The sequence below is a fragment of the Thalassotalea sp. Sam97 genome (assembly GCF_041379765.1).
GTDB lineage: Bacteria > Pseudomonadota > Gammaproteobacteria > Enterobacterales > Alteromonadaceae > Thalassotalea_A > Thalassotalea_A maritima.
The window spans coordinates 3,240,039-3,265,383 of the sequence record NZ_CP166919.1 but is presented as its reverse complement, the minus strand read 5'-3'; the positions used below and the strand labels follow the sequence as shown (position 1 = coordinate 3,265,383).

The 25,345-nt window shown below is 42.1% G+C and carries 17 protein-coding genes, 1 tRNA gene and 1 pseudogene; 10 read left to right on the top strand and 9 right to left on the bottom strand.

Translation table 11 applies throughout. The features are described from left to right. Nucleotides 1-25: 25 nt before the first annotated feature. Together ACAX20_RS14600 and ACAX20_RS14595 are read right to left on the bottom strand one after the other, a co-directional pair. Complete coding sequence (locus ACAX20_RS14600; RefSeq protein ID WP_371187369.1) at nucleotides 26-559, bottom strand: DUF1285 domain-containing protein; 534 nt, start codon at nucleotides 557-559, stop codon at nucleotides 26-28. A 100-nt stretch (nucleotides 560-659) separates the two neighbouring features. Next, nucleotides 660-2,447, bottom strand: coding sequence for a diguanylate cyclase (locus ACAX20_RS14595; protein ID WP_371187367.1), 1,788 nt, complete (start codon nucleotides 2,445-2,447; stop codon nucleotides 660-662). Between the two features lie 345 nt (nucleotides 2,448-2,792). Between ACAX20_RS14595 and ACAX20_RS14590 the strand changes: the two genes are divergently transcribed. Continuing rightward, a tRNA-His gene (locus tag ACAX20_RS14590) sits at nucleotides 2,793-2,868 on the top strand. Nucleotides 2,869-3,322: 454 nt separating this feature from the next. On the opposite strand, the gene ACAX20_RS14585 is transcribed toward ACAX20_RS14590, so the two are convergent. Beyond that, nucleotides 3,323-3,943, bottom strand: a complete 621-nt coding sequence (locus ACAX20_RS14585; protein ID WP_371189676.1) for a cytochrome c — start codon at nucleotides 3,941-3,943, stop codon at nucleotides 3,323-3,325. Beyond that, nucleotides 3,929-4,549 (bottom strand): annotated as a pseudogene (locus ACAX20_RS14580) (c-type cytochrome); the annotation flags it as partial. The pseudogene ACAX20_RS14580 and the gene ACAX20_RS14585, both read right to left, overlap by 15 nt. A gap of 249 nt (nucleotides 4,550-4,798) precedes the next feature. Here ACAX20_RS14580 and yihA point away from each other — a divergent pair. Next, the gene (gene yihA / locus ACAX20_RS14575; protein ID WP_371189674.1) at nucleotides 4,799-5,452 is read left to right on the top strand and encodes a ribosome biogenesis GTP-binding protein YihA/YsxC; all 654 of its coding nucleotides are present in this window, start codon (nucleotides 4,799-4,801) and stop codon (nucleotides 5,450-5,452) included. A 986-nt stretch (nucleotides 5,453-6,438) separates the two neighbouring features. Here yihA and polA read toward each other — a convergent pair. Both polA and gorA read right to left on the bottom strand, forming a co-directional pair. Next, nucleotides 6,439-9,198 carry a DNA polymerase I gene (gene polA / locus ACAX20_RS14570; protein WP_371187365.1) on the bottom strand — a complete coding sequence of 920 codons (2,760 nt, stop codon included), beginning with the start codon at nucleotides 9,196-9,198 and terminating at the stop codon, nucleotides 6,439-6,441. Nucleotides 9,199-9,684: 486 nt separating this feature from the next. Next, entirely contained in the window at nucleotides 9,685-11,034 is a 1,350-nt protein-coding gene (gorA, locus tag ACAX20_RS14565; protein ID WP_371187363.1) for a glutathione-disulfide reductase, read from the bottom strand. Between the two features lie 214 nt (nucleotides 11,035-11,248). On the opposite strand from gorA, the gene prlC reads away from it, so the two are divergent. From prlC to ACAX20_RS14550, 3 genes are all read left to right on the top strand, one after another. Then, nucleotides 11,249-13,291, top strand: coding sequence for an oligopeptidase A (gene prlC, locus ACAX20_RS14560; protein WP_371187361.1), 2,043 nt, complete (start codon nucleotides 11,249-11,251; stop codon nucleotides 13,289-13,291). Nucleotides 13,292-13,353: 62 nt separating this feature from the next. Continuing rightward, entirely contained in the window at nucleotides 13,354-14,058 is a 705-nt protein-coding gene (locus ACAX20_RS14555; protein ID WP_371187359.1) for a DNA-3-methyladenine glycosylase I, read from the top strand. A gap of 53 nt (nucleotides 14,059-14,111) precedes the next feature. Then, nucleotides 14,112-14,855, top strand: a complete 744-nt coding sequence (locus tag ACAX20_RS14550) for a class I SAM-dependent methyltransferase (protein ID WP_371189672.1) — start codon at nucleotides 14,112-14,114, stop codon at nucleotides 14,853-14,855. 88 nt (nucleotides 14,856-14,943) lie between these two features. Here ACAX20_RS14550 and ahpF read toward each other — a convergent pair whose 3' ends face one another. Beyond that, nucleotides 14,944-16,500: an alkyl hydroperoxide reductase subunit F gene (ahpF, locus tag ACAX20_RS14545; protein WP_371187357.1), complete on the bottom strand. Its 1,557-nt coding sequence runs from the start codon at nucleotides 16,498-16,500 to the stop codon at nucleotides 14,944-14,946. 115 nt (nucleotides 16,501-16,615) lie between these two features. Further along, on the bottom strand, nucleotides 16,616-17,179 hold the full coding sequence (ahpC, locus tag ACAX20_RS14540; protein WP_371187355.1) for an alkyl hydroperoxide reductase subunit C: 564 nt from the start codon (nucleotides 17,177-17,179) through the stop codon (nucleotides 16,616-16,618). Between the two features lie 170 nt (nucleotides 17,180-17,349). Here ahpC and ACAX20_RS14535 point away from each other — a divergent pair, with 170 nt between their 5' ends. The 4 genes from ACAX20_RS14535 to ACAX20_RS14520 all read left to right on the top strand — a co-directional run bounded on the left by ACAX20_RS14535 (nucleotide 17,350) and on the right by ACAX20_RS14520 (nucleotide 20,720). After that, the gene (locus tag ACAX20_RS14535; protein WP_371187353.1) at nucleotides 17,350-18,261 is read left to right on the top strand and encodes a LysR substrate-binding domain-containing protein; all 912 of its coding nucleotides are present in this window, start codon (nucleotides 17,350-17,352) and stop codon (nucleotides 18,259-18,261) included. 239 nt (nucleotides 18,262-18,500) lie between these two features. Continuing rightward, nucleotides 18,501-18,974, top strand: a complete 474-nt coding sequence (locus ACAX20_RS14530; protein WP_371187351.1) for a peroxiredoxin — start codon at nucleotides 18,501-18,503, stop codon at nucleotides 18,972-18,974. Nucleotides 18,975-18,992: 18 nt separating this feature from the next. After that, the gene (gene ftnA / locus ACAX20_RS14525) at nucleotides 18,993-19,523 is read left to right on the top strand and encodes a non-heme ferritin (protein WP_371187349.1); all 531 of its coding nucleotides are present in this window, start codon (nucleotides 18,993-18,995) and stop codon (nucleotides 19,521-19,523) included. A 6-nt stretch (nucleotides 19,524-19,529) separates the two neighbouring features. Then, complete coding sequence (locus tag ACAX20_RS14520) at nucleotides 19,530-20,720, top strand: NAD(P)/FAD-dependent oxidoreductase (RefSeq protein WP_371187347.1); 1,191 nt, start codon at nucleotides 19,530-19,532, stop codon at nucleotides 20,718-20,720. A 386-nt stretch (nucleotides 20,721-21,106) separates the two neighbouring features. On the opposite strand, the gene ACAX20_RS14515 is transcribed toward ACAX20_RS14520, so the two are convergent. Continuing rightward, complete coding sequence (locus tag ACAX20_RS14515) at nucleotides 21,107-23,089, bottom strand: serine hydrolase (RefSeq protein WP_371187345.1); 1,983 nt, start codon at nucleotides 23,087-23,089, stop codon at nucleotides 21,107-21,109. Nucleotides 23,090-23,276: 187 nt separating this feature from the next. On the opposite strand from ACAX20_RS14515, the gene ACAX20_RS14510 reads away from it, so the two are divergent. Then, a complete protein-coding gene (locus ACAX20_RS14510; RefSeq protein ID WP_371187343.1) occupies nucleotides 23,277-25,325 on the top strand; it encodes a winged helix-turn-helix domain-containing protein in 2,049 nt (682 codons plus the stop codon). The last annotated feature ends 20 nt before the right edge of the window (nucleotides 25,326-25,345 follow it).

Sequence of the window (25,345 nt, the reverse complement as noted above, 5' to 3'; positions counted from 1 at the left end):
ATCTTATCTAGCCCCGTTGGCGAGCCTAAAGCTCGCCGATAACGTGCTCAACGCCAGCACTTTTGATGTACAGCTGCTCCTTATTGCCACTTAGCTTCTCTTGTGCAATTTCCGCCCACTGATAAAAGACATTGCGATGAATACTCGCATATAAATTACGACGTACCTTGATTATAGGCTGTCCGTTATCGTCCAATATCAGTGGCGTTTTGTCATTTAATAGTATCTGATCACCTAAATTGGTTGTTAATAGCATCGTGGCTTGCTCACTGTCATCGAGCCATTGCCATGAGGTAATGGTAAATGGATACCGTTCAACCGAAATGCCAATTTTCTCTACAGGCGTGACTAAATAATATTTATTGCCTTGCTTAATTAACACTCGGGCAAATAATTTAACTAATCGTGGTCTAGTAATCTCGCTACCTTGATACAACCACTTACCGTCAGCTGTTATAACCATATCAATATTGCCACAAAATGGTGGATCCCATTTTTCTACGGGAGGAAGCTCGTTTTGTTTGGCGTGGATCTGTTCACTGATGCGTTGCAGGGACATAAGGCATCTCATCTAATAGGTTCGATATAGGTGCATAACGATAACACAATTATCTATGAATAAGCGGCATGCTAAGTAACTAACGTAGCTAATACATAGCCTAAGCCGCATACAAGGTAATTTTATTCTTGCCTGTGGTTTTTGATTCGTACATGGCATCGTCCGCTTTTTTGAGCAAGGAATCTAGGTCATCACCATCTTCCAGCTCTGCCATACCAATACTGATGGTTGTGTTAAATTTGAGATCTTCATAAACAATTTGATTTTTCTCAATAGCTGAGCGGATACGCTCTGCCACATGATGAGCGTCTAACATGTTATTGTCATGACAACCTACCATAAATTCTTCACCACCAATTCGGCCACAAAAGTCACTTGCGCGGATAATATTGCGGATCAGGTCGCCTATTTCTTTTAATGTTTGGTCACCTGCCGGATGACCAAATTTATCGTTAATAAGCTTAAAATTATCAACATCAAAAGCGATAAAGGTCAGAGGCTTTTGTTGACGTTCTGCTTGGGCAATGGCCATTTTAGCCAAATTCATAAAGGCTCGGCGATTTGGGAGTTGAGTCAGCATATCGGTTCTTGCTTCAAACTCCGCTTGCTCTTTGGCGGTTTTCAGCTTTTGATTTTGCTCTTTTACCAACTCTTGTAGTTTGTATGCTTTCTCATATGCATCACTGATATTATTGATATCTTCAGCTGAGCCCTCAGTGATATGGATACGAATCTTTTGGTAAATACTCCACATAAAGCCTAGCAAATGTGCCACCATAGTCACTATACATACAATGGTGATATTTACATTGGGATAGACAACACCGAGCTCTTGTAGTGTGATTATTAGTAAGGTAGCAAATAGCGGAATGATCGACAGTAACATTATGCTGGTTTTCTTTTCACCCGTATAGCCACAATAGGCCGCAATTAGCACGGCTACCGGTAAAGTAAAGATGGTTATTTGCTGTAACGTTTTTGCCAGATCATGAAAGCCAATTATCGCCACCGGAATGATAAATATAGTGGCGCAAATCATCACATGCATAATCTTATCAAGCGCTTTTGAGTGAAAGCCTATGTTGTTATAGGTACGAATAAACTGCAGAGCACAGCTTAACATCATAGCGATAGCGATGGTTCCGAGTAAGTAATAATCGAGGTTACTTACATATAAATTAGCAACACCGCTAGCAAGCAACATGGCGGGGATCAGACTTATCACATAAAAACCATACCAATAGCAGTATGTTTCTTTAAAGAGTTGAAAATATATAAAGCCGGCTAACAAAGACATTAGTGTTAGCCCCAATATAAGGCCCATTAAGCTATGCTGAATGTTCATCGCTTGGCTTAATTCCGGTAATTTCCAAACGTCCACATGAGCATAGCGAGGCGTTGCGGTTGGACTAAACACCTCTAGTAGCACTTGCTTACTTTCGTTAGCGGCAAGTTGCATAGCAAAAACATTGTTGGCTGAAGCGAGCCGTTGTTTGGCAAATGGATTGGAGATAGGCACCTGCATGAGTTGCTGTGGTAGATTATCGTCGACGACAAATAATGACAGCGTTAAAGCGTTGATCGCCGGATATTGAAAATAGTAGGTGTGTGTGTCGTCACCGTGATTATGGACATCAAATGATAGCCAGGTTGAGCCAGCGCGGACGCCCAGGTAGGGTTTTTGCCCCCATTCAACTGAAGTAAATAGCTCATCGGAACGCCAAATTTCCGCTGCAGTCATTTGCGTATTTTTTTCAAATAAAAAGCGCAAGTCTGATATTGAAACGTGCGCGTTGCTGTCAGCATATGCTTTAGTAATAAAAGCGCTACAAAACATCGCTAATGCACATAGCAATGCTACAACTGTTCGGTGAACGAGATGCGCCATGATCAGCCCTAGTTGTTATTTTATAACTGAATAATTGAGATACATATTCCAATTTAGCAGAGTTGTTAATGCGGTGTAAATAGCCTCTTAGGCGATAATAATGTTTATTAAAGCTATGCTCGAGTTTATCGAACTGATTCAATATCAGAGCGCTATACTTTTAAACGTACTTTAATCCATGTTGCCTGCAAGTTGAGCAAATAAGTAGCTTTTTTGATGAAGATATAAGCAGCGGCTTATATCTTTAAAAAAAATCATCATTTTTACTATTTTTTTCTTGCTAAATGTCGTTAAAGGTCGCTATAATCCGCGCACTGTTTAAGGCAGTGTCCTCAAAAGATAGTGGTGGCTGTAGCTCAGTTGGTAGAGCCCCGGATTGTGATTCCGGTTGTCGTGGGTTCAAGTCCCATCAGCCACCCCACTTATCCTGATGTTAATTCCTATTTTAAAACCCTAATTATTGTTTAGTATTGTAGCGCGTATTTGTTAGTAAACTGCGCTTCGTTCAACTATTGCAAACTTTTTGCTAGCTTATAACAAACTTTATAGCCCAGCTCCAATCCAGTTAAGTCACTCATTAGTATTAAGTTACCACTCAAAACCTTAAGATAATAGCGTCTTACATGCTCGCTCGTGTCGTACTCATTGAGCCGACTAATCTAACAAAATACAAAAGCTCACAAATGTTTTATAGCCAGTCACGGGAGCATATAAATGAAACAGAGTTACAGCTAAAAAATAGGTGCGATAAGAGTGTTAGCAATGACTTAACCGTAAAGTAGCAGAGCAACCTATTATGTCGATTGAATGCTTAGCGTATAAACAAAAACAGCGCCATGTAGGCGCTGTTTTTAGTTAATTCGTTTTATTGGCGATTACTTCAATGATGCCATGTATTCAGCTAAAGCTGCGATATCTTTGTCGGTTAATTTCGCCGCGATATTTGCCATCATGCTATTCATGTCGTTGTTACGAGCGCCGCTACGGAATTGCTCAAGTTGTAACTTCATGTAGTCAGCAGTTTGTGAACCAACTTTCGGGAAGCCAGCTAAGCCTGCGCCTTTACCATCGGTGCCATGACAGGCGATACATGCGGTAATACCACGTGCAGCATCACCACCTTGGTATAATTTCTTGCCGTATTCATTAGCTTCTGCTGCTACAGGTGTTAGTTTTTGGCTTGCGAAGTATGCCGCTAGATTTTGCATATCTTCGTTTGACAATGTTGCAACTTGGCCAGCCATGATCGCATTATTACGTGCACCAGATTTGAAATCTTGTAATTGCTTAACTAAGTATTGCTCGTGTTGGCCAGCAAGTTTTGGGTGATTTGGAAGCGGTTGGTTACCGTCAGCACCATGACATGCCGCACATACCATTGCTTTGGCTTTACCTGCGTCAACATCACCGGTAAACGTTAATACTTCTGCAGAAGGCTTAGCAGCTTCAACATCAGCAACGGCTTCAGGAGACTTAAAGTACGCACCTAAATCCATGATGTCTTGATCTGTTAAGTTCATTGCAACAGCATTCATTGATGCATCCATACGCTCACCAGAGTGGAACGCCTTTAATTGCTTCTCAATGTATTCTGGGTGTTGGTCAGCTAGATTAGGGTTGATCAGAACTTCTGAGTTACCTTCTTTACCATGACAGTCAATACAAGCGGTAATTCCACGAGTGACATCACCATTTTCATAAAGGCCTTTACCTGCTACTGGATCGGCTACGGCAACTGGTGCCGCAGGCGCTGCTGCTTGTTGAGTTGCATCTGTAGCTGAATCTGCCGCTTCGCCTGAACGTGAAAAGCTTGAGAAATATGCAGCAACATCAGCCATATCTTGTTCTGATAGTGGCATTGCCATTGGCGACATCATTGGATCTTTACGAGAACCATCTTTGAAAGCCTTTAATTGTTTAACAATGTAATCGGCATGCTGACCAGCAAGGTTCGGGTACATGTCAGTGGTACCAATACCATTAGCACCATGACAAGCCGCACAAGTTGCAGCTTTTGTTTTACCTGCATCTGCATCACCTGCGGCAAATGCGTTACCAAGCAATCCGCAACCTAAGATTGCTGAAAGAACAAGTTTTTTCATAAGTTTTCTGCCTGTTATTACCGGAATACCTCAATTATAGATTGATTGTATTCTTTAATAGCGCGGTTAAGTTAATAAATTGATATAGATTTTTACCGTATTTTACACAATTCCCACGCGGGTGTAATGGTTATTCTTGATTTTTTTACGCAAAAAAGTGAACGAATTCATGGATTACAAAAAAACAATGCGAAGCGATAGCGAAAACAGGATATAATTGAACAAGTTGTTTTTAAATGTAGGTAAATGATTTTGTCATCTGATGTGAACTTGCATGTGGCCGAGTTTGTCACTAGTGCACCGGATATTCGTAGATTACCGGAAGATACAGGTATTGAAGTTGCTTTTGCTGGGCGTTCAAATGCTGGTAAATCGAGCGCTTTGAATACGCTAACACAGCAAAAATCGTTAGCTCGTACCAGTAAAACGCCTGGACGAACCCAGCTTATTAATGTTTTTGATATTCGCGATAACCGACGTTTGATTGACTTACCGGGTTATGGTTTTGCCAAAGTTCCATTGGAAATGAAGAAGAAGTGGCAAAAATCATTAGCTGAATATTTACAAAAGCGAGAGAGTTTGCGCGGTCTTGTGGTATTAATGGATATTCGCCATCCATTAAAAGATTTAGACGTTGATTTGATTCAGTGGGCAAATGATTGCGAGCTACCTGTGCTGGCGCTACTCACGAAAGCCGATAAGTTAAAGTCTGGAAAGCGCAGCGCGGAAGTGCTTAAAGTGAAAAAGGCGTGTAAAGATTTACATAGCGATATTAAAGTTATGGCGTTTTCTTCACTAACAAAGGTTGGCTTAGATCAAGCCACGGCAATTATTGCTGATTGGTTTACAGAGTTTGCTGATACTGAAACGGATATTGAAGACGGCGAGCATATCATTGAATAAATGATTGTCGTACAAGAAAAGTTAACAATTTTAAAGGGCGCGATGAGCGCCTTTTTTGATCGCTAAAAACGCTTCGAGACCATGTCGATATCTGATTACCAGCTTGTTTCTGTGTTGATGTGGTAACAGGTAAACACTCAGAAAAATAAGCAAAAAAAACCGACGTCACAATGTGCCGTCGGTTGGAAGCTTATGGGGAAGCTAGAAAACAAAAGTTATTACAACAAGAATTCCGTTAGGAATGATTCTACTTTAGAGCTTTTATTCTATAGTGTAAAGCTTTTATGCTAAATATTATTACATTTTGTTGAAAAAAAGACTCATTGTGCTGGTTATTTCCGCACTTGAGTGCTTTTTAGTGTAACTTTATTACATTCCGCGTTTTTTATGCGGTTATCACCGGTAAATGTTTGTCGCCTAATTAGCTTACATCGAGTGCGAACTTGGTAAATTTGATAGCTCAAATGCGGACATGTTTATATGTATTTTTGTGGCGTCATATAGCGCACCAACCTAGATTTTTCATTTATAACTTAACCAATTCTTTCGAATAACTCGCTTGGTCACACTCATCGTGTCACCGTTTAGAATGATTTTTAGGTTTATATTGCAACAAGGCGACTACTAAAATGCAGAGTAATTTAATGATTTATAACCAAATAATTTTGCGGTTAGTCAGTCGACCGTATTTTTTGAGTGCCCGGTGTTAAGCCATTTGTAGACGAGTATGATCGATGAGAGGTTGTGGCTTTCTATAGGAGCAAAAAAAACCGACGTCACAATGTGCCGTCGGTTGGAAGCTTATGGGGAAGCTAGAAAACAAAAGTTATTACAACAAGAATTCCGTTAGGAATGATTGTATTTTAGAGTCTTAACTCTAGGATGTAAAGCTTTTATTCTAAATATTATTACATTTTTGGCTGGCATCTTGTTAAAAGCGTTGGTTATTTCACCGTTTGATCGCTTTTTTTGTAGTTTTATTACATCTAGTGGGCTTGTTGCCAGTTCTCGCCAACGCCAGCCTCGGAGATCAGCGGCACATTTAATTGCACGGCATTGTCCATAATGTCTACTAATTTTTGTACGGTTTCATCGACAATGCTTTCATCGATTTCAAAAATGAGTTCATCGTGCACCTGCATGGTCATTTTTATGCGCTCATCATTTTGTTCTGTCAGCCATGCATCAACAGCGAGCATCGCCTTCTTTATAATATCTGCAGCAGTACCTTGCATTGGCGCATTAATCGCCGCACGCTCAGCTCCTGCTCGGCGAGCACCGTTTTTAGATTTGATTTCTGGTAAATATAAACGTCGACCAAATAGCGTTTCTACGTAGCCTTGCTCGGTTGCTAACTGCCGGGTGTTATCCATATATTCGCGAACACCAGGGTAGCGTTCAAAATATTTGTTCATATACTCTTGTGCTTGGTTACGACCAATGTGTAATTGTTTCGCTAAGCCAAATGCTGACATGCCATAAATAAGACCAAAGTTGATGGCTTTAGCACTACGACGATGATCGGCCGTGACCTCATCAAGCGGTAAAGCAAAAATTTCTGCAGCGGTAGCTTGGTGAATGTCTTTACCCTCAGCAAATGCTTTTAATAAACCCTCGTCATTAGACAAGTGCGCCATAATACGCAATTCAATTTGTGAATAATCGATAGCAACAATTTTACTGCCAGGGTTGGCAATAAATGCTTGGCGAATCTTTTTCCCTTCGTCTGAACGAATTGGAATGTTTTGTAGGTTGGGATCGCTTGAAGATAACCGACCTGTTGCGGTCACTGCTTGGTGATACGAAGTGTGAACACGCCCCGTGTTGGCGTTAATCATGAGTGGTAACTTATCGGTATAGGTAGATTTTAGTTTTGCTAGACCACGATGCTCCAAAATCAATTTTGGTAACGGGTAATCTAAGGCGAGCTCTTGCAGTACTTCTTCCGCAGTTGACGGGGCGCCTTTTGGTGTCTTCTTAATAACAGGAATGTTTAGCTCTTCAAATAAAATGGTTTGTAATTGTTTCGGCGAGCTTAAATTAAAATTTTTGCCTGCAATATTATGTGCCTGCATTTCTATTTCATCAAGACGAGCGGCAATTTGCTGGCTTTGCTCGTTAAGCAAGTCGGCATCGATAAGTACGCCAGTTTGTTCCATTTTGGCAAGGACTGACAATAATGGCATCTCAATGTCGTTATAAACTGTAGCCTGCTGTTTACTCTTGCTGAGTTTTGGCCACAAAACGTGATGCAGGCGAAGGGTAATATCTGCGTCTTCAGCCGCATAGTGACCCGCTTTATCAATATCGATTTGATTAAAGGTCAACTGCTTGGCACCTTTACCGGCAATATCTTCAAAATGAACGGTAGTGTAGTTAAGATAGGTCTGTGCCAATGCATCCATGTTGTGGCGCGTGGCAACACTATTATAACAGTATGATTCGAGCATAGTATCGTGAGCGATACCGTTCAACGATATACCATAACGCGATAGCACATTGCTATCGTATTTCAGATTTTGACCAACTTTGCTAATGGCTGAATTTTCCAGTAGCGGTGTTAGTTTTTCTAACACCATTTGCTTATCAAGCTGCTGTGGCGCACCTTCGTAGTCGTGGGCTAATGGTATATACGCAGCTTTGCCTGGTTCAATGGCGAATGATACACCTACTAACTCAGCTTGCATGTAATTAACTGACGTTGTTTCGGTATCGAAAGCAATTAATTCTGCCGCTTCAAGTTTAGTTAACCATTCATTGAGTTTCAGTTCCGTTAAGATAATCTCGTATTCGCTAACGACATCGGCGATGACTTGACTGTCGTCAACATCGACCGAGTTATCGCTGCTGTCAACTTTGCTGCCGTTATCACTTTGAGCCGTTGCGCGCTTATCCAAATCTGCCAGTAGTCGCTTTAACTCGTATTTACTATAAAGATCACGTAAGGTATCGGTATCGGCTGGACAGGCAACGATATCGGTTAATTCTTGTTCTAATTCAACATCAACTTTAATTGTTGCTAATTGATATGATAGCGGTAGCTGTTCGAGGGCTGCGCGTAGGTTTTCGCCGATCTTACCTTTTACTTTGTCGGCATTGGCGATGACGTTATCTAAACTACCATGTTCAGCTAGCCATTTGACCGCTGTTTTAGGGCCACACTTTTCAACGCCAGGAATGTTATCAACCTTGTCGCCCATTAGTGCAAGATAATCAATGATCTGATCGGGACGCACACCAAATTTTTCAATCACGGCGTCAACATTGGTAACCGTGTTCGTCATAGTGTTAATTAATCGCACATGATCGGTAACCAACTGCGCCATATCTTTATCGCCAGTAGAAATGATGGTTTCAAGTCCTTGGGCAGACGCTTGGTGGGCTAATGTGCCAATCACATCGTCGGCTTCAACCCCTTCAATAACCAACAATGGTAAACCCATCGCTTTAATAATGTTATGTAAAGGTTCTATTTGGCAGCGCAAGTCATCAGGCATTGGCGGTCTATTCGCCTTATATTCTGGATACATATCATTGCGAAACGTTTTGCCTTTCGCATCAAATACCACAATGATCTTGCCGCTAGGGTACTCTTTTTGTAAGGCATTGATCATATTTAAAACACCGGTAATAGCGCCCGTAGGGTGGCCGTCTTTAGTGCTCAATGCTTGCAAATAAGGTACATAATATGCGCGGAATAAGTATGACGATCCGTCAACAAGAATATAAGGGGCTGATTGGCTCATGGTTGATTATTGGTTGCTTGAAATGAATGGCAATAAGAATGCCATATATCACGATAGCGAGCTAGGGTATTTATGTCTTAAAGTGATCATCAGTTGTGGATAAGTCTGTGAAAAAGGATCACAAGATCCACCGGCTGTATAAAAAACTAGCGAGTGTGACGTTTATGTAAACCACGTTTTATAAGGATTTGGGAAGAGGCAATTGATCGTTTCTAATTATTATTGTCGCTAACTTAGATGTGGATAATTATTCCCTTTATGATTTCTAGCTTATTTTTTAAACAAAAATGAGCTAGGAGGGAAATGATATTAGCAGAAAGATTTTTCAAAAAAAACATTTTTTTTACATAATTTTCAGGTGCCGTTAAACGCCTGAAAATAAAGCCCATTATGGAGGGCTTTATGGCAATGTTGCACTGCTTTAGGGCGACCAAATTACCCGTGAATAAATTCGCAAAGTAAGTTTTCGGTATGCCCTTTTAGCTGTTAGCGCATGGTGACAAATTCTTCGGCTGCCGTTGGGTGAATAGCGATTGTATTATCAAAATCACTTTTGGTTGCGCCCATTTTTACGGCAACTGCGAAGCCTTGTAGCATTTCATCGCTTCCTAAGCCAATGCAATGCATACCAACAATTTTTTCATTGTCGCCCTGACAGATCAGTTTCATTCGACATGGCTGACGATGTTTGGTTACCGCCGTGTACATGGACGTAAACTGTGAACGATATACCTTAATATCATCTATGCCATATTGCTCTATAGCTTGCTGCTCGGTTAAGCCGATCGTCCCTATTGTTGGGTGGGAAAATACTACGGTAGGGATCAGTGAATAATCTAAGTGCTCGGTCGGCTTATCGTTAAATAAGCGCTCTGATAAGCGGCGACCTGCGGCTACCGCCACCGGCGTGAGTTGCGCTCTGCCTGTGTTGTCGCCAACAGCGTAAATGCCTTCAACAGCAGTATTCTGATACATGTCTGTATCAATAAAGCCGTGCTTATTGCGCTCAATACCTGTCGCTTCCAGATTGATGTTATCGGTTGCAGGCTCTCGACCAATCGCCCAAATAACACAATCAACCGTTAACGAGTCACCGTTTTCAAGTTGCAAAGTCAGGCTTTCATCGCTGTTTTTAACCACGGCTTTCGGGATGCTGTGAGTTTTCATCGTTGGCCCTTGCTCAGCCATGATTTCAACCAACGTATCAGAAAGCATGTCGTCAAAGTCGCGTAGTGGCTTGTGTTTACGTACCACTAACGTGGTATCACTACCTAAAGCATGTAATACACCAGCAATCTCTACCGCAATGTAACCCGCACCTACCACGGCAACGCGCTTTGGTTGTTCTGTCAGTGCAAAGAAACCGTCGGACGTGATGCCATATTCAGCGCCTGGTATATGTGGGATGCTTGGACGACCACCAGTGGCAATTAAGATGTGATCTGCCGTGTAGGTCTCGCCATTTACTTCAATGGTGTTTTTATCGATGAACTTACCAAAGCCTTGGATAACCTCAACATTATTTTTGCTAAGGACGGAATCATAGGAGTTGTGAATACGAGAAATATAAGCCTCTCGACTTTCAACTAACTTTGCCCAGTTTAATTCGCCAGCGGTTAAGTTAAAGCCATAATCATCAGATAAATGTACGGCTTCGGCGATTTGTCCGGCATACCACATCACTTTTTTCGGCACACAGCCAACGTTAACGCAGGTACCACCAAGTGATTTAGCTTCAATTAGCGCGCACTTTTTGCCATACATGGCAGCGCGATTAACGGAGGCAATACCGCCTGAACCAGCGCCAAGGGCGATATAGTCGAAATGTTTACTCATAATTCTCTCCACAGAGTGTTGATCTATTGTTGTATCAACGTGCTAGCATGGGTAAAACATGGAGGTGATTAGCTGTTATTTCAAGAATAAACACAAACTTGCTCTATTATCACCAGTCATTGCGATGCTATTTTTCGCAATACATCTTGATATTGACCGTTAAGCACCCATCTTTGTATACATAACAAATATTGTTGACTAGATAAGAATTCATATGAGTAATCCGCTATTAGAGCAAACTACATTACCACCGTTTGCCAAAATCAAACCAGAACACATTCAACCGGCTGTTGAGCAAACGATTGCTCATTGTAAGAAAACGATTGATCAGGTCGTGGCGCAAACAACACCACACACTTGGCAGTCGTTAGTCGTTGCCATTGAAGAAGCGGATGATAAGTTAGAAAAAATCTGGTCAGCGGTATCGCACATCAATTCAGTGATGAGCACAGAGTCGTTGCGAGAAGCGCATGATGCCTGTTTGCCTATGTTATCAGAGTACGGTACTTGGGTTGGCCAGCATGAGGGTTTATATCAAGCCTACCAACAATTTGCTGATAGCGATAATTTCAAGTCATTAGATGTTGCTCAACAAAAAGTGATCACTAATGCGCTACGTGATTTTAAATTATCTGGTATTAGCCTACCTGCCGATAAGAAACAGCGCTATGGCGAAATTCAAACGCGATTAAGTGAGCTGTCGTCGAATTTTAGTAATCACTTATTGGATGCCACAGGGGCATTTACGATACACATCACAGATAAAGCTGAGTTACAGGGCTTGCCTGAATCTGCGCTAGCCGGCGCTAAACAATTGGCACAAAGCCAAGACAAAGAGGGGTGGTTATTTACCCTAGATATCCCGAGTTATTTACCGGTGATGATGTACGCTGACAATAGCGAACTGCGTGAAAAAATGTACAAAGCCTACGTGACACGCGCTTCTGATCAGGGGCCTAATGCTGGCGAATTTGATAACAGCGAAATTATGGCCGAAATTATGGCATTACGTCACGAACTGGCAAACTTATTAGGCTTTGCCAATTACGCCGAGGAGTCTTTGGCAACCAAAATGGCTGAATCGCCAGCGCAGGTATTTAGCTTTTTAGAAGACTTAGCGGATAAGTCAAAAACACAAGGCGAGCAAGATCTTGCTGAGCTTAAGGCATTCGCGCAACAAGAATTTGCCAAAGGAGAGTTGCAGCCTTGGGATCTGGCCTATTATTCCGAAAAACTAAAGCAAGCTCGTTACGCTATTTCAGATGAAGATCTGCGCCCATACTTTCCAGAAGATAAAGTTATCGCAGGGTTGTTTACTGTGGTTGAGCGATTGTACGGCATTACCATTAAACCTCGTGGCGATGTTGAGACATGGCACAAAGATGTGAGCTTTTATGATGTATTTGCGGCCGACAACAGTTTACGCGGTAGCTTTTACTTTGACTTATATGCCCGCGATAAAAAACGTGGTGGTGCTTGGATGGCAGACTGCGTTGGCCGACGTCAACTTGCTAATGGCGAGATACAACTGCCGGTTGCTTATTTAACGTGTAACTTTACCAAGCCGGTTGGAGACAAGCCGGCATTATTCACACATGATGAGGTTGTGACTTTATTTCATGAGTTTGGTCACGGTTTGCATCACATGTTAACACAGGTTAATGCGGGCGGTGTTGCCGGCATTAATGGTGTGCCATGGGATGCCGTCGAGCTACCAAGTCAGTTTTTAGAAAACTGGTGCTGGGAACCAGAAGCTTTAGCATTTTTATCAAGTCATTTTGAAACGGGCGAGTCACTGCCACAAGCGATGTTAGATAAAATGCTCGCAGCGAAAAACTTCCAATCGGCGATGCAAATGTTGCGTCAGCTAGAATTTAGCTTGTTCGATTTTTCTATTCACGCTAATTATAACCCTGAAAAGGGTAATGAAATCCAAGCAATTCTCGATGCCGTGCGTGAAAAATACGCGGTAGTTAAAGCGCCTGACTTTAATCGTTTTCAGCATAGTTTTGCGCACATATTTGCTGGCGGTTATGCGGCAGGTTACTATTCTTACAAGTGGGCTGAAGTATTATCAGCCGATGCTTATGCTCGATTTGAAGAAGAAGGCATATTCAACCCTCAAACTGGGCGAGACTTCCTAGAGTGCATTCTAGAAAAAGGCGGCAGTGAAGAGCCGATGGCATTATTTAAAGCATTTAGAGGCCGAGAGCCACAAGTCGATGCGCTATTGCGTCATAGTGGCATTGGCGTATAGTTGTCACGATAGCTATTTTTTGGGCGCCTAAGTGGCGCCCATTTTGTTTAGAGAAGTTTGTTATGGAAAAAATCAGCGCTATTTATCAAAGGGCTATGGAGCGTAAAGGTGGCGAGCAGCAATTACAGCTATTGATGCAGCCATATGCACCGCTAGCGGATAATAACAAGCAATTAGCCGGACTTGGTAGTGACAGGTTTTTGGCGGAGTTTACCAAGAAAGTTTTCCAGTCTGGCTTTGTTTGGCGTGTTGTTGAAAATAAGTGGGCTGATTTCGAGCAGTTGTTTTTCAACTTTAATGTTGAAAAGATATTGATGATGCCCGACGAGATGCTTGAGCAACGCGCCGCGGATCCGCGCATTATTCGCAACTTTAAAAAAGTACAAACCATTAAAGCTAACGCGCAAATGATTTTTGAGACGCAAGTCGAGCAGGGCTGTTTTGCTCAATTTATTGCCGATTGGCCGGAGACTGATATTATCGGCTTGTGGGCGTATTTAAAAAAGCATGGCCAACGTTTAGGTGGTAATACGGGCCCATATGCTTTGCGTGCATTGGGTAAGGATACCTTTTTACTGAGTCGAGATGTTGAAGCATATTTCCGCGCCCAAGATCTTATTTCTGGTGGCCTAACGTCTAAAGCGAGCCTCAATACTATTCAACAATGTTTTAATGAATGGCAACAACAAAGTGGCTATAGTTTAGCGCAAATATCGCGCTTAATTGCCCTAAGTACCGGTGACAACTACTTGGTGATGGAAACTTAATAATGAATCAATCTTTACACTGCGTTGTTTTTGCCGATAACCTCGCCAATGTGATGGCGGCGGAGGACGTTGCTGATAAATGGCAATTGCCCTACGGTGGTGAATTGCGTGATATCAACAAAGTTAACAGCCCATATTATTTGTTGGTTCGTGATGATGATGTGAGTTTATATAAAACCGATGAACCTAAGCTTGGTGGCATCAATGTCGACTTTGTCGGTGGAGCCGTTGGCCATCGCCGCAAATTTGGTGGTGGACGGGGTCAAGACATTGCTAAAGCTATCGGCTTAAAGCATGGTTTTAACCCGCATGTACTTGACGCCACCGCGGGTCTTGGTCGTGACGCTTTTGTTCTGGCTAACCTCGGTTGTAAGGTAACCATGATTGAGCGTCAACGCCCAGTGGCAGCGTTGCTTGATGATGGTTTACAGCGAGCGCAGCAAGATAATGAAATAGGCCAGTGGATTAGCGAGCGGATGCGTTTGATTAATGCCTCAAGTTTAGAGGCCATGCCAACTCTAGACGATATTGATGTTGTTTATTTAGATCCTATGTACCCTCATCGGGAAAAATCCGCCGCCGTGAAAAAAGAAATGCGTGTGTTTCAGGGGTTAGTTGGCAGTGATCCTGATGCGGATGAATTACTCGATAAAGCGCTAGCAATCGCCAAGTATCGAGTTGTGGTTAAGCGTCCTAATTATGCCGAGCCTCTTGCTAACCGAGCACCGTCAACATCGATAAAGATGAAAAAAAATCGTTTCGACATTTACGTCAACCAAGGTATTCCCAAGCAATAGCGGGTTTAAGTCGGTAGTCGTATCGTTATTTACATCGAGGCAATAAAAAGGGGCACTGTAGGAGGCCCCTTTTTACAATCAATCGTTGTTAGAATTCTTTGATTAGGTAATCAAATGCCGATAACGCAGCTTTTGATCCCTCGCCCATGGCAACAACAATTTGCTTGTATGGTACTGTGGTGACATCGCCGGCAGCAAAAATACCCGGCTCAGATGTTCGACACTTTTCATCGATAATGATTTCACCATATTGCGTTGACTCAACCATGTTTTGTAAAAAACTGCTGTTTGGTGCTAGACCAATCTGCACAAACACACCGGCTAAGTCAATTTGTTGACGCTGTTCGCTGTTGCGATCTCGGTATGCTAGCGCGCTTACTTTGCCGTTTGTTGCGATGATTTGTTCGGTTGCGACGTTATTAATTAAGGTGATTTTGCTGTTTGATTTGGCTTTATCAAGTAATACCTTATCCGCTTTAAATTCATCCATAAACTCTAGAACAGTCACCTTGTTGACCATGCCAGCTAAATCTAGAGCTGCTTCAATACCTGAGTTACCACCGCCAATAACTGCAACGTCTTTGCCCTTAAAGAATGGGCCATCACAATGTGGGCAATAAGCAACGCCCGAACCGACATTTTCTTTTTCGCCTGGTACGCCAAGTTCACGCCACTTGGCTCCGGTGGCAACGATGATGGTTTTGCTATTGATCATCTCACCTGAGGATAATTGCAAGGTTTTCAGCTTATGATCACCATGGGCAATGCGTTCAACACGCACGTGTTGCTTTAGAGTAATGTCGTAATCTTGCATGTGCTGCGACATGTTCGCAGACAATTGACTGCCTGTTGTTTTGTTGACCGATATTAAGTTTTCGATATCGACGGTGTCTTTCACTTGACCGCCAAACCGATCTGCAATCATTGTGACCTGTAAACCTTTGCGCGCCGCATATATCGCTGCAGCCACACCAGCAGGACCTCCACCTATAACGGTTACGTCTTGGATTGGAAGCTCGGCTGTTGTTTGCGCGCTGACAATATCAGGGAAGCGCGCAATCAATTTATCGATAAGTTGCGCGGTATCTATTTTACCGTTGGCAAATGGTTCACCGTTTAAGTAAACACTTGGCACGCCTTGAATGTTACGTGCGTCAATTATTTCTTGAAATAAACCGCCATCAATCATTTCCGAATTGATATTTGGGTTTAGCAGCGCAAATTGATTTAGTGCTTGTACTACATCGGGACAGTTGTGACAGCTTAAGCTAACAAATACTTCGAAATGTAGAGGCTGACTGACTTTTTTCACAAGTGTCGCTATGTTGTCATCGAGCTTAATTGCCGTCCCTGCAGACTGTAAAATGGCCAAAATAAGCGAGTTGAATTCATGGCCTCCAGGAATACCTGAAAAGATAATACCGTTAGGTTGATCATTCACTTGCAGGGCAAATGATATTGGGCTGCGCAAGCCTATATCACTATCGACCAATACTAAGTTATCAGATACTGAGCATAGATCGGTTAAAAACTGTTTTAATTCGTCTCGTTTTGGATGTGCACCGGTTTGTAAAACCAATGTCACAGGATTTTCCATCTTGGCTGTGTAAGTTGATAGCGTATTAAGAATATCTTGAGATAACATATGAATACCTTTGTTATTTTGGTTGTTTACACCGGGCGTTAACAAGGCGGGTCGATGTGGGGACTAACCCGCCTTTTAGTGAGGCAGCAAAGCTACCTGTCAAAACGTCGACGGTTTAGATTTTGCCGACTAGATCTAAGCTTGGTGTAAGCGTTGCGTCGCCTTTTTCCCAAGCTGCAGGACATACTTCGCCATCATTCTCACGTACGTATTGAGCGGCTTTAACGTTGCGAACCATGTCTTTAGCGCTGCGACCAATACCACCTGCGTGAATTTGCGCTACTTGAATGATGCCCTCAGGGTCAACTAAAAATGTGCCACGATGCGCCATGTGATCTTCTTCAATCATTACGTCAAAGCCACGGGTGATAGTACCTGTTTGGTCACCTAACATTGGGAATTTGATTTTACCGATTGCATCTGAAGAATCGTGCCACGCCTTGTGAGAGAAGTGAGTATCGGTTGATACCGCATAAACCTCTACACCAAGCTGTTGTAATTCTTCGTAGTGGCTTGCCATGTCTTCAAGTTCAGTAGGACAAACAAAAGTAAAATCAGCTGGGTAAAATAAGAAAATACCCCACTTACCTTTTACTGACTCGCTTGTTACTTCAACAAAGTCACCGTTATGAAATGCTTGTGCTTTGAACTCAGGGATGTGCTTACCAATTTGTGCCATGGTTATTTTCCTTTTTCTTTCGTTAATGTATTAGTTAATAATTAGAGGCAAAGCGGTTAATCGTGCACTGCCTCGTTTCGATAGGTGAATATTAGATTGCATAGGTTGATATGTATAATTGAATGTGTTTATGATGACGTTCAGATAAATTGAATTACTAGGGTGCGTTAATGATTTCAATCAAGCAAATTCAATATGCCTTGGCCGTTGACAAAACACGTCACTTCAAAAATGCGGCTGTGCAGTGCCATGTATCTCAGTCAGCGCTGAGTACCGCGATCAGTGAATTAGAAAAGCACTTAGGTATGCAAATTTTTGAGCGCAATAACAAGCAGGTTTTAGTGACGGAAGTAGGCCGTTTGTTTTTGGACAAAGCGCGCATGATCAAACTGCAAATGGATGAGTTGTCGCAAATAAGCAGTATCAATAAGGCACCGCTGTCAGTACCGCTAACCCTCGGTGTTATCCCAACCATTGGCCCGTATTTATTACCGAAAGTGTTACCTGCGGTACGAGAGTTATATCCCGATTTAAAGCTGAAAATCGTTGAAGAGCAGTCGCATGTGTTGGTTGATATGGTCCGCAATGGCGATATAGACAGTGCCATTCTCGCATTGCCGTATGACACTCACGGGTTATTGAGTTTCAGCTTTTGGCAGGAAGATTTTTATTGGGTGACCCATAAAGACGACGAGTTTATCTCAGGTAATCAAGTGTCGAGCAAGCAGCTTAACCAAGATACATTAATGTTGCTGAAAGACGGCCATTGTTTAAAAGATCATGTGTTAGCAGCTTGTCATTTGCAAAACTTTAAATCCAATGCGGAATTTGAGTCAGCAAGTTTGTACACCTTAATCCAAATGGTGGCCGGTAAACTTGGTACCACATTAGTACCACAAATGGCTTTATCGCAATTGCTGCACGATGAGTCAGAGCTGAAAGCCTTGCACTTAGATGAACCTGGACCACACCGAACCATAGCGTTTATTACCCGACCGAATTATACCCGCGTCAATGATATTACTATTTTACAAGATCTATTCAGCAGTCAACTGGCAGAGCATGATTTTAGCGAGTTGTAGAGTGCTAGGTCATAACCTAGATTTACCCAGGGAATGCAGAATAGGTGAATCAGTAATGCAGATTATTCGCTTTTACTTTACTATCGGTTTTTAGCTAATTGGCTGATGAGCCAATACCAATACGCTACAATAGTGCCAGTAGATTGCCGTAAAATTCAGGTTATTAAGAGAAATAGTGATAGAATTAGCGTCACTTTTCGTAATACTACAGCGAAACATTCGACAAACAGGAAATTTCTATGATTAAAGTAAACGACAAAATGCCAAACGGCACACTTAGCCAGTTAACCACCGAAGGCGTTAAAAACCACGAGGCTGAACAGCTGTTCGCAGATAAAACAACGGTATTATTTGCGGTCCCTGGTGCGTTTACTCCAACCTGTTCTGCGGCGCATTTACCGGGTTTCGTTGTTCATTATGATGATCTTGTCGCTAAAGGCGTTGATCAGGTTATCTGTGTATCGGTGAACGATGCGTTTGTTATGGATGCTTGGGGTAAATCTACCAATGCCGAAAACTTAATGATGCTTGCCGATGGTGACGCAAGTTATACTAAGGCTCTTGGCCTTGAAATGGAGACGGCTGGGTTTGGTGGCTTGCGCTCGCAACGTTACGCTATGGTAATTAAAAACGGTATTGTCAGCCACTTGTTTGTTGAGCAGCCGAAGCAATTTGAAGTAAGCACGGCAGAAAATGTCCTTGCCAATTTATAAAAGAAGTTGAGAAGTAATATGTTAAAACCAGCAATGATCGAGCAATTGAATGCTCAAATTAACCTAGAATTTTACTCTTCAAACTTGTACCTGCAAATGAGTGCGTGGTGCGATGATGCCGGTTTCGAAGGCGCAGCAGCGTTTTTACGTGGCCATGCGATTGAAGAAATGCAACATATGAATCGCTTATTTAATTACGTTAGTGAAACTGGTGCGATGCCGATTATTGGCGCTATTGACGCACCAAAGCATGACTTTGAGTCGTTGGTCGACGTGTTTAAAGAAACCTATAAGCATGAATGTTTGATCACCGAAAAGATTAACGAATTAGCACATACCGCATTTACCACTCAAGATTATTCTACCTTTAACTTTTTGCAGTGGTTTGTTGCTGAGCAACACGAAGAAGAAACCTTATTTAAATCAATTATCGATAAAATTGAATTAGTAGGTAACGACGGCCATGCGCTGTTCTTTGTTGATAAGGACTTAGCTGAAATGGCAAAAGCGACACCGACATCGGTTGCGCCGCCAGCCGAAGGTGCATAATCGTCAATGTCGCTAGAGAAAACCGATGTTTTGGTCATTGGCGCGGGCGCAGCAGGTTTAATGTGCGCCCTCACTGCCGGCTATCGTGGGCGCAGTGTTGTGGTTGTCGATATAGGCAAAAAACCAGGCCGAAAAATAATCATTAGTGGTGGCGGGCGTTGTAACTTTACCAATCAAGGCGCAAGTCCTGCCAATTATCTTTGTCAAAACCCCCATTTTGTTAAATCGGCATTAAGTCGTTTCACCCAATATGATTTTATCGATATGGTGGAGCGACATGGCATCGACTATCATCATAAAACACTTGGTCAGCTGTTTTGTGATAACAGCGCGCATGATGTTGTTGACATGCTTACTACCGAATGTGATTGGGCAGGTGTATCGCTGGCGATGCAAAGCGAAGTGGTTAAGGTTGCGAAAGTTGACGATGGCTTTGTGGTGACAACCAATGGCAAAGATTATCACTGCCAATCGCTAGTTGTCGCTGCTGGCGGTTTGACGATGCCAAAGCTTGGTGCAACACCTATTGGCTATAAAATAGCGGAGCAGTTTGGCTTAAACGTGCTGCCAACCTGTGCGGCTTTGGTGCCATTCACCTTACACGATACGGATAAACAGCGCTTTGATGGTTTATCTGGGATCAGTGTCGACAGCTTAGTAACCAGCGAAAGCGGCGTGAGTTTTAGGGAAAATATCCTCTTTACCCATCGTGGCTTATCGGGTCCAGCAGTGTTGCAAATATCTTCTTTTTGGAGAGCTGGTCAGTTTGTAAGTGTTAACTTACTGCCTAATGATAACTTATTCGAGAAATTACAAACATTACGCAGTGAGTCACCGCAGCGGGCGGTAAAAACAGCGTTGTCACATTTGTTGCCTAAGCGCCTAATTGAACGTTTGTATGCCGCGGGTGAGTTACCCGACAAGAACTTGAATCAACTATCCAATGCCGATTGCCAAGCGTTGCATGATTACTTTCACGATTGGCAAATTAAGCCCAATGGTACCGAGGGTTATCGTACCGCTGAGGTCACCTTAGGCGGGGTTAACACCGATGAACTGTCGAGTAAAACCATGGAAAGTAAAAAAGTACCAGGCTTGTACTTTATTGGCGAAGTCACCGAGGTTACTGGTTGGCTAGGAGGCTACAATTTCCAATGGGCATGGTCGAGTGGCTGGGCCGCAGGACAGGTGGTTTAAATAATTTTTTATAATTAAAACGAAGACAATTTAAATTGCATCGAAGACAATCTCACTACCGCTTAAGAAGAAAGAAGTCTTAACTCATTGAAAGTTAGGCCTTAAAGATGGTCTTCGCTTTTAGCAAGTTTAATTTTTTATAGCTTCGTCTAGTTTCTTAAACCTTTCTTCAATACGTCAAACATCAATCCAGCAAAGCCTTTTGCTATTGATCTTCCCCTAACACTGTAGACATCTTTTATTTAGAATCTAACTAAGAGGTGTCTAGGAAATTAGTGTCGATTCAATCCACATAGAAAAGACTTCCTAGATGCTTTTGGGTAATAAGCAGCAAAGAAGGGCGAGTTCAACAAACTGCCCTTCTTAGGCTCAATTGGTTAATTTTATTAACTAACAAACGCTGGAATAACGACATCTGAAATTTGTTTCATGATGGTATCTTCTCTGTCATGACCAGTAATAGCGATGACTAAGTCAAGCTCCTCAACTACTATTACGCGGTTTCCACCACCGCCCCACGCGATATTAAGATCAAATGTTTTACCTTCAACGACTACAGGCATACTGTACCAGTAGTAACCATAACGGTATTCATCAGGCATCCAGTCTTCAGTTGGCTTGATGATATTACTTGTTGCTTTACTTAAGTAAGTAGGTGAAACAAACTGTTTTCCTTGCCACTTTCCTTCGTTAATAACGATGTTACCTAGTTTAAGCATGTCTCGTGACGTAAGGGCTACTCTATAGCCAGCTTGAGGTAAGCCACTTAGGTGAGTGTCCCATTTGTAGTTTGAAATGTTCAATTTGTCTAATATTTCAGACTTGATAAATGCTTTTGCTCCGCCTGGAACAACGGCATCTATCACTGACATGACAAGTATAGGATTGAAGTTACCGTATTTATACGACGGTGTTTCTTCAGTGATTGGAGCGCTTTCTTGTAAAAGCTTTTGCACTAGTTTTTGGCCTTCTAATTGCTCCGGTGCTTTTTCAATTTCTTGCCATTTATCACGATCAATTGTTAAACCACCTTGCATCGTTAGTGCTTTATGAAGCGTAATATTATCGGCGCCTGCGACTAGCTTGCTAGTGTCTAATTCTTTTAAGAAGCTGATTAGCGGTTTATGTAAGTCAGCCATGGATAAATAGCCCAATTGGATTGCACGGCCAACGATCAAGCTAGTATATCCTTTCGTTGCCGAAGCTTGTCCATGAGCCAACCCAAAGCGACCTCTTTGATGGTAGCTTTCAAAAACAAGCTTATTATTCTTAGCAATTAACAAACTGTCGTATTTTCCATGTTTACCTTCGCCAATTTCTTTTGCTAGGTTAATAATTGCTGACGCCTTATCTTTTGAAAGAGGGAGCTGCCCTGCCATTAAGCTGTTATCAGACGAAGTTGGCGCTGTATTGGTAAAAGCTTTCTCAAGAGGTGCTATATCCCATAGTGATCCTGACGCCTGAACTGCTGTTGGCAATGGGCCTAGTTTGGCTAGATATTTTTTAATGTGAGCTGGTTTTAGGTCTTCAATCACTTTGGCATCTACCCAATAGGTATCTACATTGCGGTCATCGCCATTACGGTTAAAGAACAGGTATTTTCCATCGGGTGATAGTTGTGCTGCAAACTCATTTTCTGAGGTGTTAACGTTATCACCAAATTTAATCGCATCACCCCATGTGCCATCTAGTTCTTTGAAACTAATAAAAAGATCTGAATTACGGGTATCTTCACCCCTTTGCCCGTCCCAAATCACATAGCTTTCATCAGGTGCGATAAAAGGGTGTGCATTCCACGTACCTGTATTAATAACCGTTGGAAATGGTTGAGGTGTACTTAACTTGCCGTATTCCATAGTTGAATAACGCAAAACCCCATTACCGTCACTGCTAGCTTCATCAAACGCTATGGTGCCGTTTAGAGAAGAAGTTACACGCATAATACGATAAGGTTCAAAATCTGGCCCCAATCTCTTCATTTCTGACCAACCATCGGTTGTTCTTTCTTTGTAACCCCTGCCAAAAAACATAATTTTGTTATTCGGTGACAAAGTCGGTGTGCCAACTCTTTTTGAAATGACGCGTTCATTCCAGTTATCACCATCTTGTTCATAAACGACAAATTGTTGTTCAGGTTTAGTGTCTGCATTTACTTCTCGAACCATGTACATTTCTTTCATGTTTGGTGCGAAAACGACGCCATATTCCCAACCTCTTGTTGAGATGATATTTGGTGCGAATATCTCAGCTGTTAATCCCGGAGCTTTTTGTCCTAAATAAGGGCCCGTTAATTTAGTATCAGCAGAAGCCATACTACTCACACTAGCCAATAAGGCTATTGTCATTAGGTTTTTGATAGGTAAATTCATTGTCTTTCTCTCTTTCCTTAGTCACTTGGTTTCATAGTGAATAACTATTGCTCTACCTTGCCTGTATGCGAGCTGACGTACATGAAAAAAACCTGACGTTTAGCTGATTTCTTTGTTTTTTCTTTATTTTGGGGCAAAGAGCGAGGTAAGATTTGATGCATAACGAATAAGAACTGTAATCTCTTTTATGACCAAAACGTTTTGGGTAAATAACTACTTTATTGATGTTTCTCGTAACCAGATAGAGCATCAACAACAGGCTACGCCTATTCCACCAAAAGCACTTAAAGTGTTAGAGGTTTTAGCTTCACGCGCTGGCGAAGTGGTGAGTCATGATGAGCTTATGGACATTGTTTGGGAAAACAGCGTTGTTGGCCCGAATACGTTACAAAGAGCGATTGCTCAATTGAGAAAAGCATTTGGTGACGATAGTAAAAAACAAGCGTTTATCAAAACCCACGCAAAAAAAGGATACAGTTTAGAAGCCAATGTTCGTTGGGATAATAATGAAATTAAGCAAGCCCCGCAGTTAATATCTGAACAACCTAAGCAGGGCAAAAACTGGTTGTTATTTGCTGGTATTGCTATCGCTATTTTATCGCTTATTATTCTATGGCCATCTAAACCCGTTATTTATGATCAAGTAACACCGCTTACTGCAAGTGATGAACAAGAATACAATGCTGCTTATTCTCCTGATGGTAAATACTTAGTCTTTAATCGATTTGTCGGTCAGTGTGAAAGTCATTTATGGGCAAAAGATCTGAACAATAATCAAGAGCAACGATTAAGTACCGAGCCTGGCCACTATAGTCAATTGAGTTGGTCTTCTGATGGCTCACAATTAGCATTTGTGCTGCAATCAAATTGCTCAGATGCACCAACAGAAACCAAGCAGTGCTGGCAATTACAAACCTTGGATTTTGCTCATGCTTGGAACGGCAACGCAAACAATAAGTTGCGTTATGACTGTGCAGAAATAAAAACGACTCACCCAACGTGGTTAAATGACGGACGTATCGCTTTACTTCAATACCCAGACCTAGAGAGCAATCGACCTGAGCTGGTTATCTACGATGCTGTTTCCGATCAAATATCGCAAGTACCACATGAACATGCTGGGCGCATCTACTCGTTAGACTACTCGCGTAAATCAGGCCTTTTGGCGACGGTCACTCTAGGCAGCGAAAATTCGAACGTAGTGAGAACTTTAACGCTATCAGGTAAAGTCAAAAGTGAGGCGGAAATTAAACGTCATGCCAGCCATTCAGTGTATGAGCGATTTTTCATTAAATTTGCGCCAGACGGTAGTCATTTCATTACGGATATAGAAGGCAAGATCTATCGATTGAATTTAGACGGTCAGTTAGATCTCCTGCATCCAGTTAGTCACACCGGATTATGGACACCGAGTTACCATCCAGACCAAACCAGGTTTGCTGTCACCTATGGTACTAAAGACTTTGATATTGGCTACTTAACCTTAGATGGTGAGCAAGCTGAGTTTGATATTTTTTCACGCTCTACTGTCCCTGATATTAATGCTAAGTTTCAGCCTGACGGTAATTTAATTGCGTTTGTTTCTTTTCGTTCAGGAGAACGTCAACTATGGATAAAAGATAATGAAAAAACTTATCAATTAACTAAGTTCGAACAAGGCCTCAAAAGTACGCGATACGATTGGGCACCGGGTGGTAAGAGTTTAGTGGTGAACGTTAATAATCAAATCACTTTAGTCAATTTGGATGGCAGTTATCAAATGGTTGAGTCGCCTGTTGCGGCGCGCTTGGTGTTACCGTGGACTATCCCACATAAATTGCTCGTTATAGACAACCAAGCAGGCAAACAGCAATTATTTGATATTGACCTTAACACAGGTGAGACAACCGACCTCAATATTCAAAACGTTTCGTGGGCAACCTACACCAAAAACAATCAAATTGTTTACGTAGATCAGCAAGGAAACTTCTGGCTTCAGGCAAATGATGGAAAGCAGGCGCTCACTATGCTTAATCAAAAACTAGATGGTGATTATGCGTTACCTATAGGTGACAACATCTATGGTCTTGACCTAAATGCTAATTTCTGGCGTTACAATTTAACTAACCATGAACTTAAAATAGTGGCGGCATTAGACAAAGACACCACTTATATCAGTGATATTAAGGATGACAAAATACTAGCGACTAAGTTTATCGGGGGGCGTAGAGAGCTTGTTGAGTATAGTCAACGTTAATTGACAAGTTAACGCTTACG

Excerpts from the sequence above, each read along its gene's own strand:
- ACAX20_RS14595 (WP_371187367.1), bottom strand. The coding sequence starts at position 2,447 with ATGGCGCATCTCGTTCACCGAACAGTTGTAGCATTGCTATGTGCATTA.
- ACAX20_RS14550 (WP_371189672.1), top strand. The coding sequence starts at position 14,112 with ATGGCGGCGGAGGACGTTGCTGATAAATGGCAATTGCCCTACGGTGGT.
- ftnA (WP_371187349.1), top strand. The coding sequence starts at position 18,993 with ATGTTAAAACCAGCAATGATCGAGCAATTGAATGCTCAAATTAACCTA.
- polA (WP_371187365.1), bottom strand. The coding sequence starts at position 9,198 with ATGAGCCAATCAGCCCCTTATATTCTTGTTGACGGATCGTCATACTTA.
- gorA (WP_371187363.1), bottom strand. The coding sequence starts at position 11,034 with ATGAGTAAACATTTCGACTATATCGCCCTTGGCGCTGGTTCAGGCGGT.
- ACAX20_RS14600 (WP_371187369.1), bottom strand. The coding sequence starts at position 559 with ATGTCCCTGCAACGCATCAGTGAACAGATCCACGCCAAACAAAACGAG.
- ahpF (WP_371187357.1), bottom strand. The coding sequence starts at position 16,500 with ATGTTATCTCAAGATATTCTTAATACGCTATCAACTTACACAGCCAAG.
- ACAX20_RS14530 (WP_371187351.1), top strand. The coding sequence starts at position 18,501 with ATGATTAAAGTAAACGACAAAATGCCAAACGGCACACTTAGCCAGTTA.
- ACAX20_RS14520 (WP_371187347.1), top strand. The coding sequence starts at position 19,530 with ATGTCGCTAGAGAAAACCGATGTTTTGGTCATTGGCGCGGGCGCAGCA.
- ahpC (WP_371187355.1), bottom strand. The coding sequence starts at position 17,179 with ATGGCACAAATTGGTAAGCACATCCCTGAGTTCAAAGCACAAGCATTT.
- prlC (WP_371187361.1), top strand. The coding sequence starts at position 11,249 with ATGAGTAATCCGCTATTAGAGCAAACTACATTACCACCGTTTGCCAAA.
- ACAX20_RS14535 (WP_371187353.1), top strand. The coding sequence starts at position 17,350 with ATGATTTCAATCAAGCAAATTCAATATGCCTTGGCCGTTGACAAAACA.
- ACAX20_RS14585 (WP_371189676.1), bottom strand. The coding sequence starts at position 3,943 with ATGGATTTAGGTGCGTACTTTAAGTCTCCTGAAGCCGTTGCTGATGTT.
- ACAX20_RS14510 (WP_371187343.1), top strand. The coding sequence starts at position 23,277 with ATGACCAAAACGTTTTGGGTAAATAACTACTTTATTGATGTTTCTCGT.
- ACAX20_RS14515 (WP_371187345.1), bottom strand. The coding sequence starts at position 23,089 with ATGAATTTACCTATCAAAAACCTAATGACAATAGCCTTATTGGCTAGT.
- ACAX20_RS14555 (WP_371187359.1), top strand. The coding sequence starts at position 13,354 with ATGGAAAAAATCAGCGCTATTTATCAAAGGGCTATGGAGCGTAAAGGT.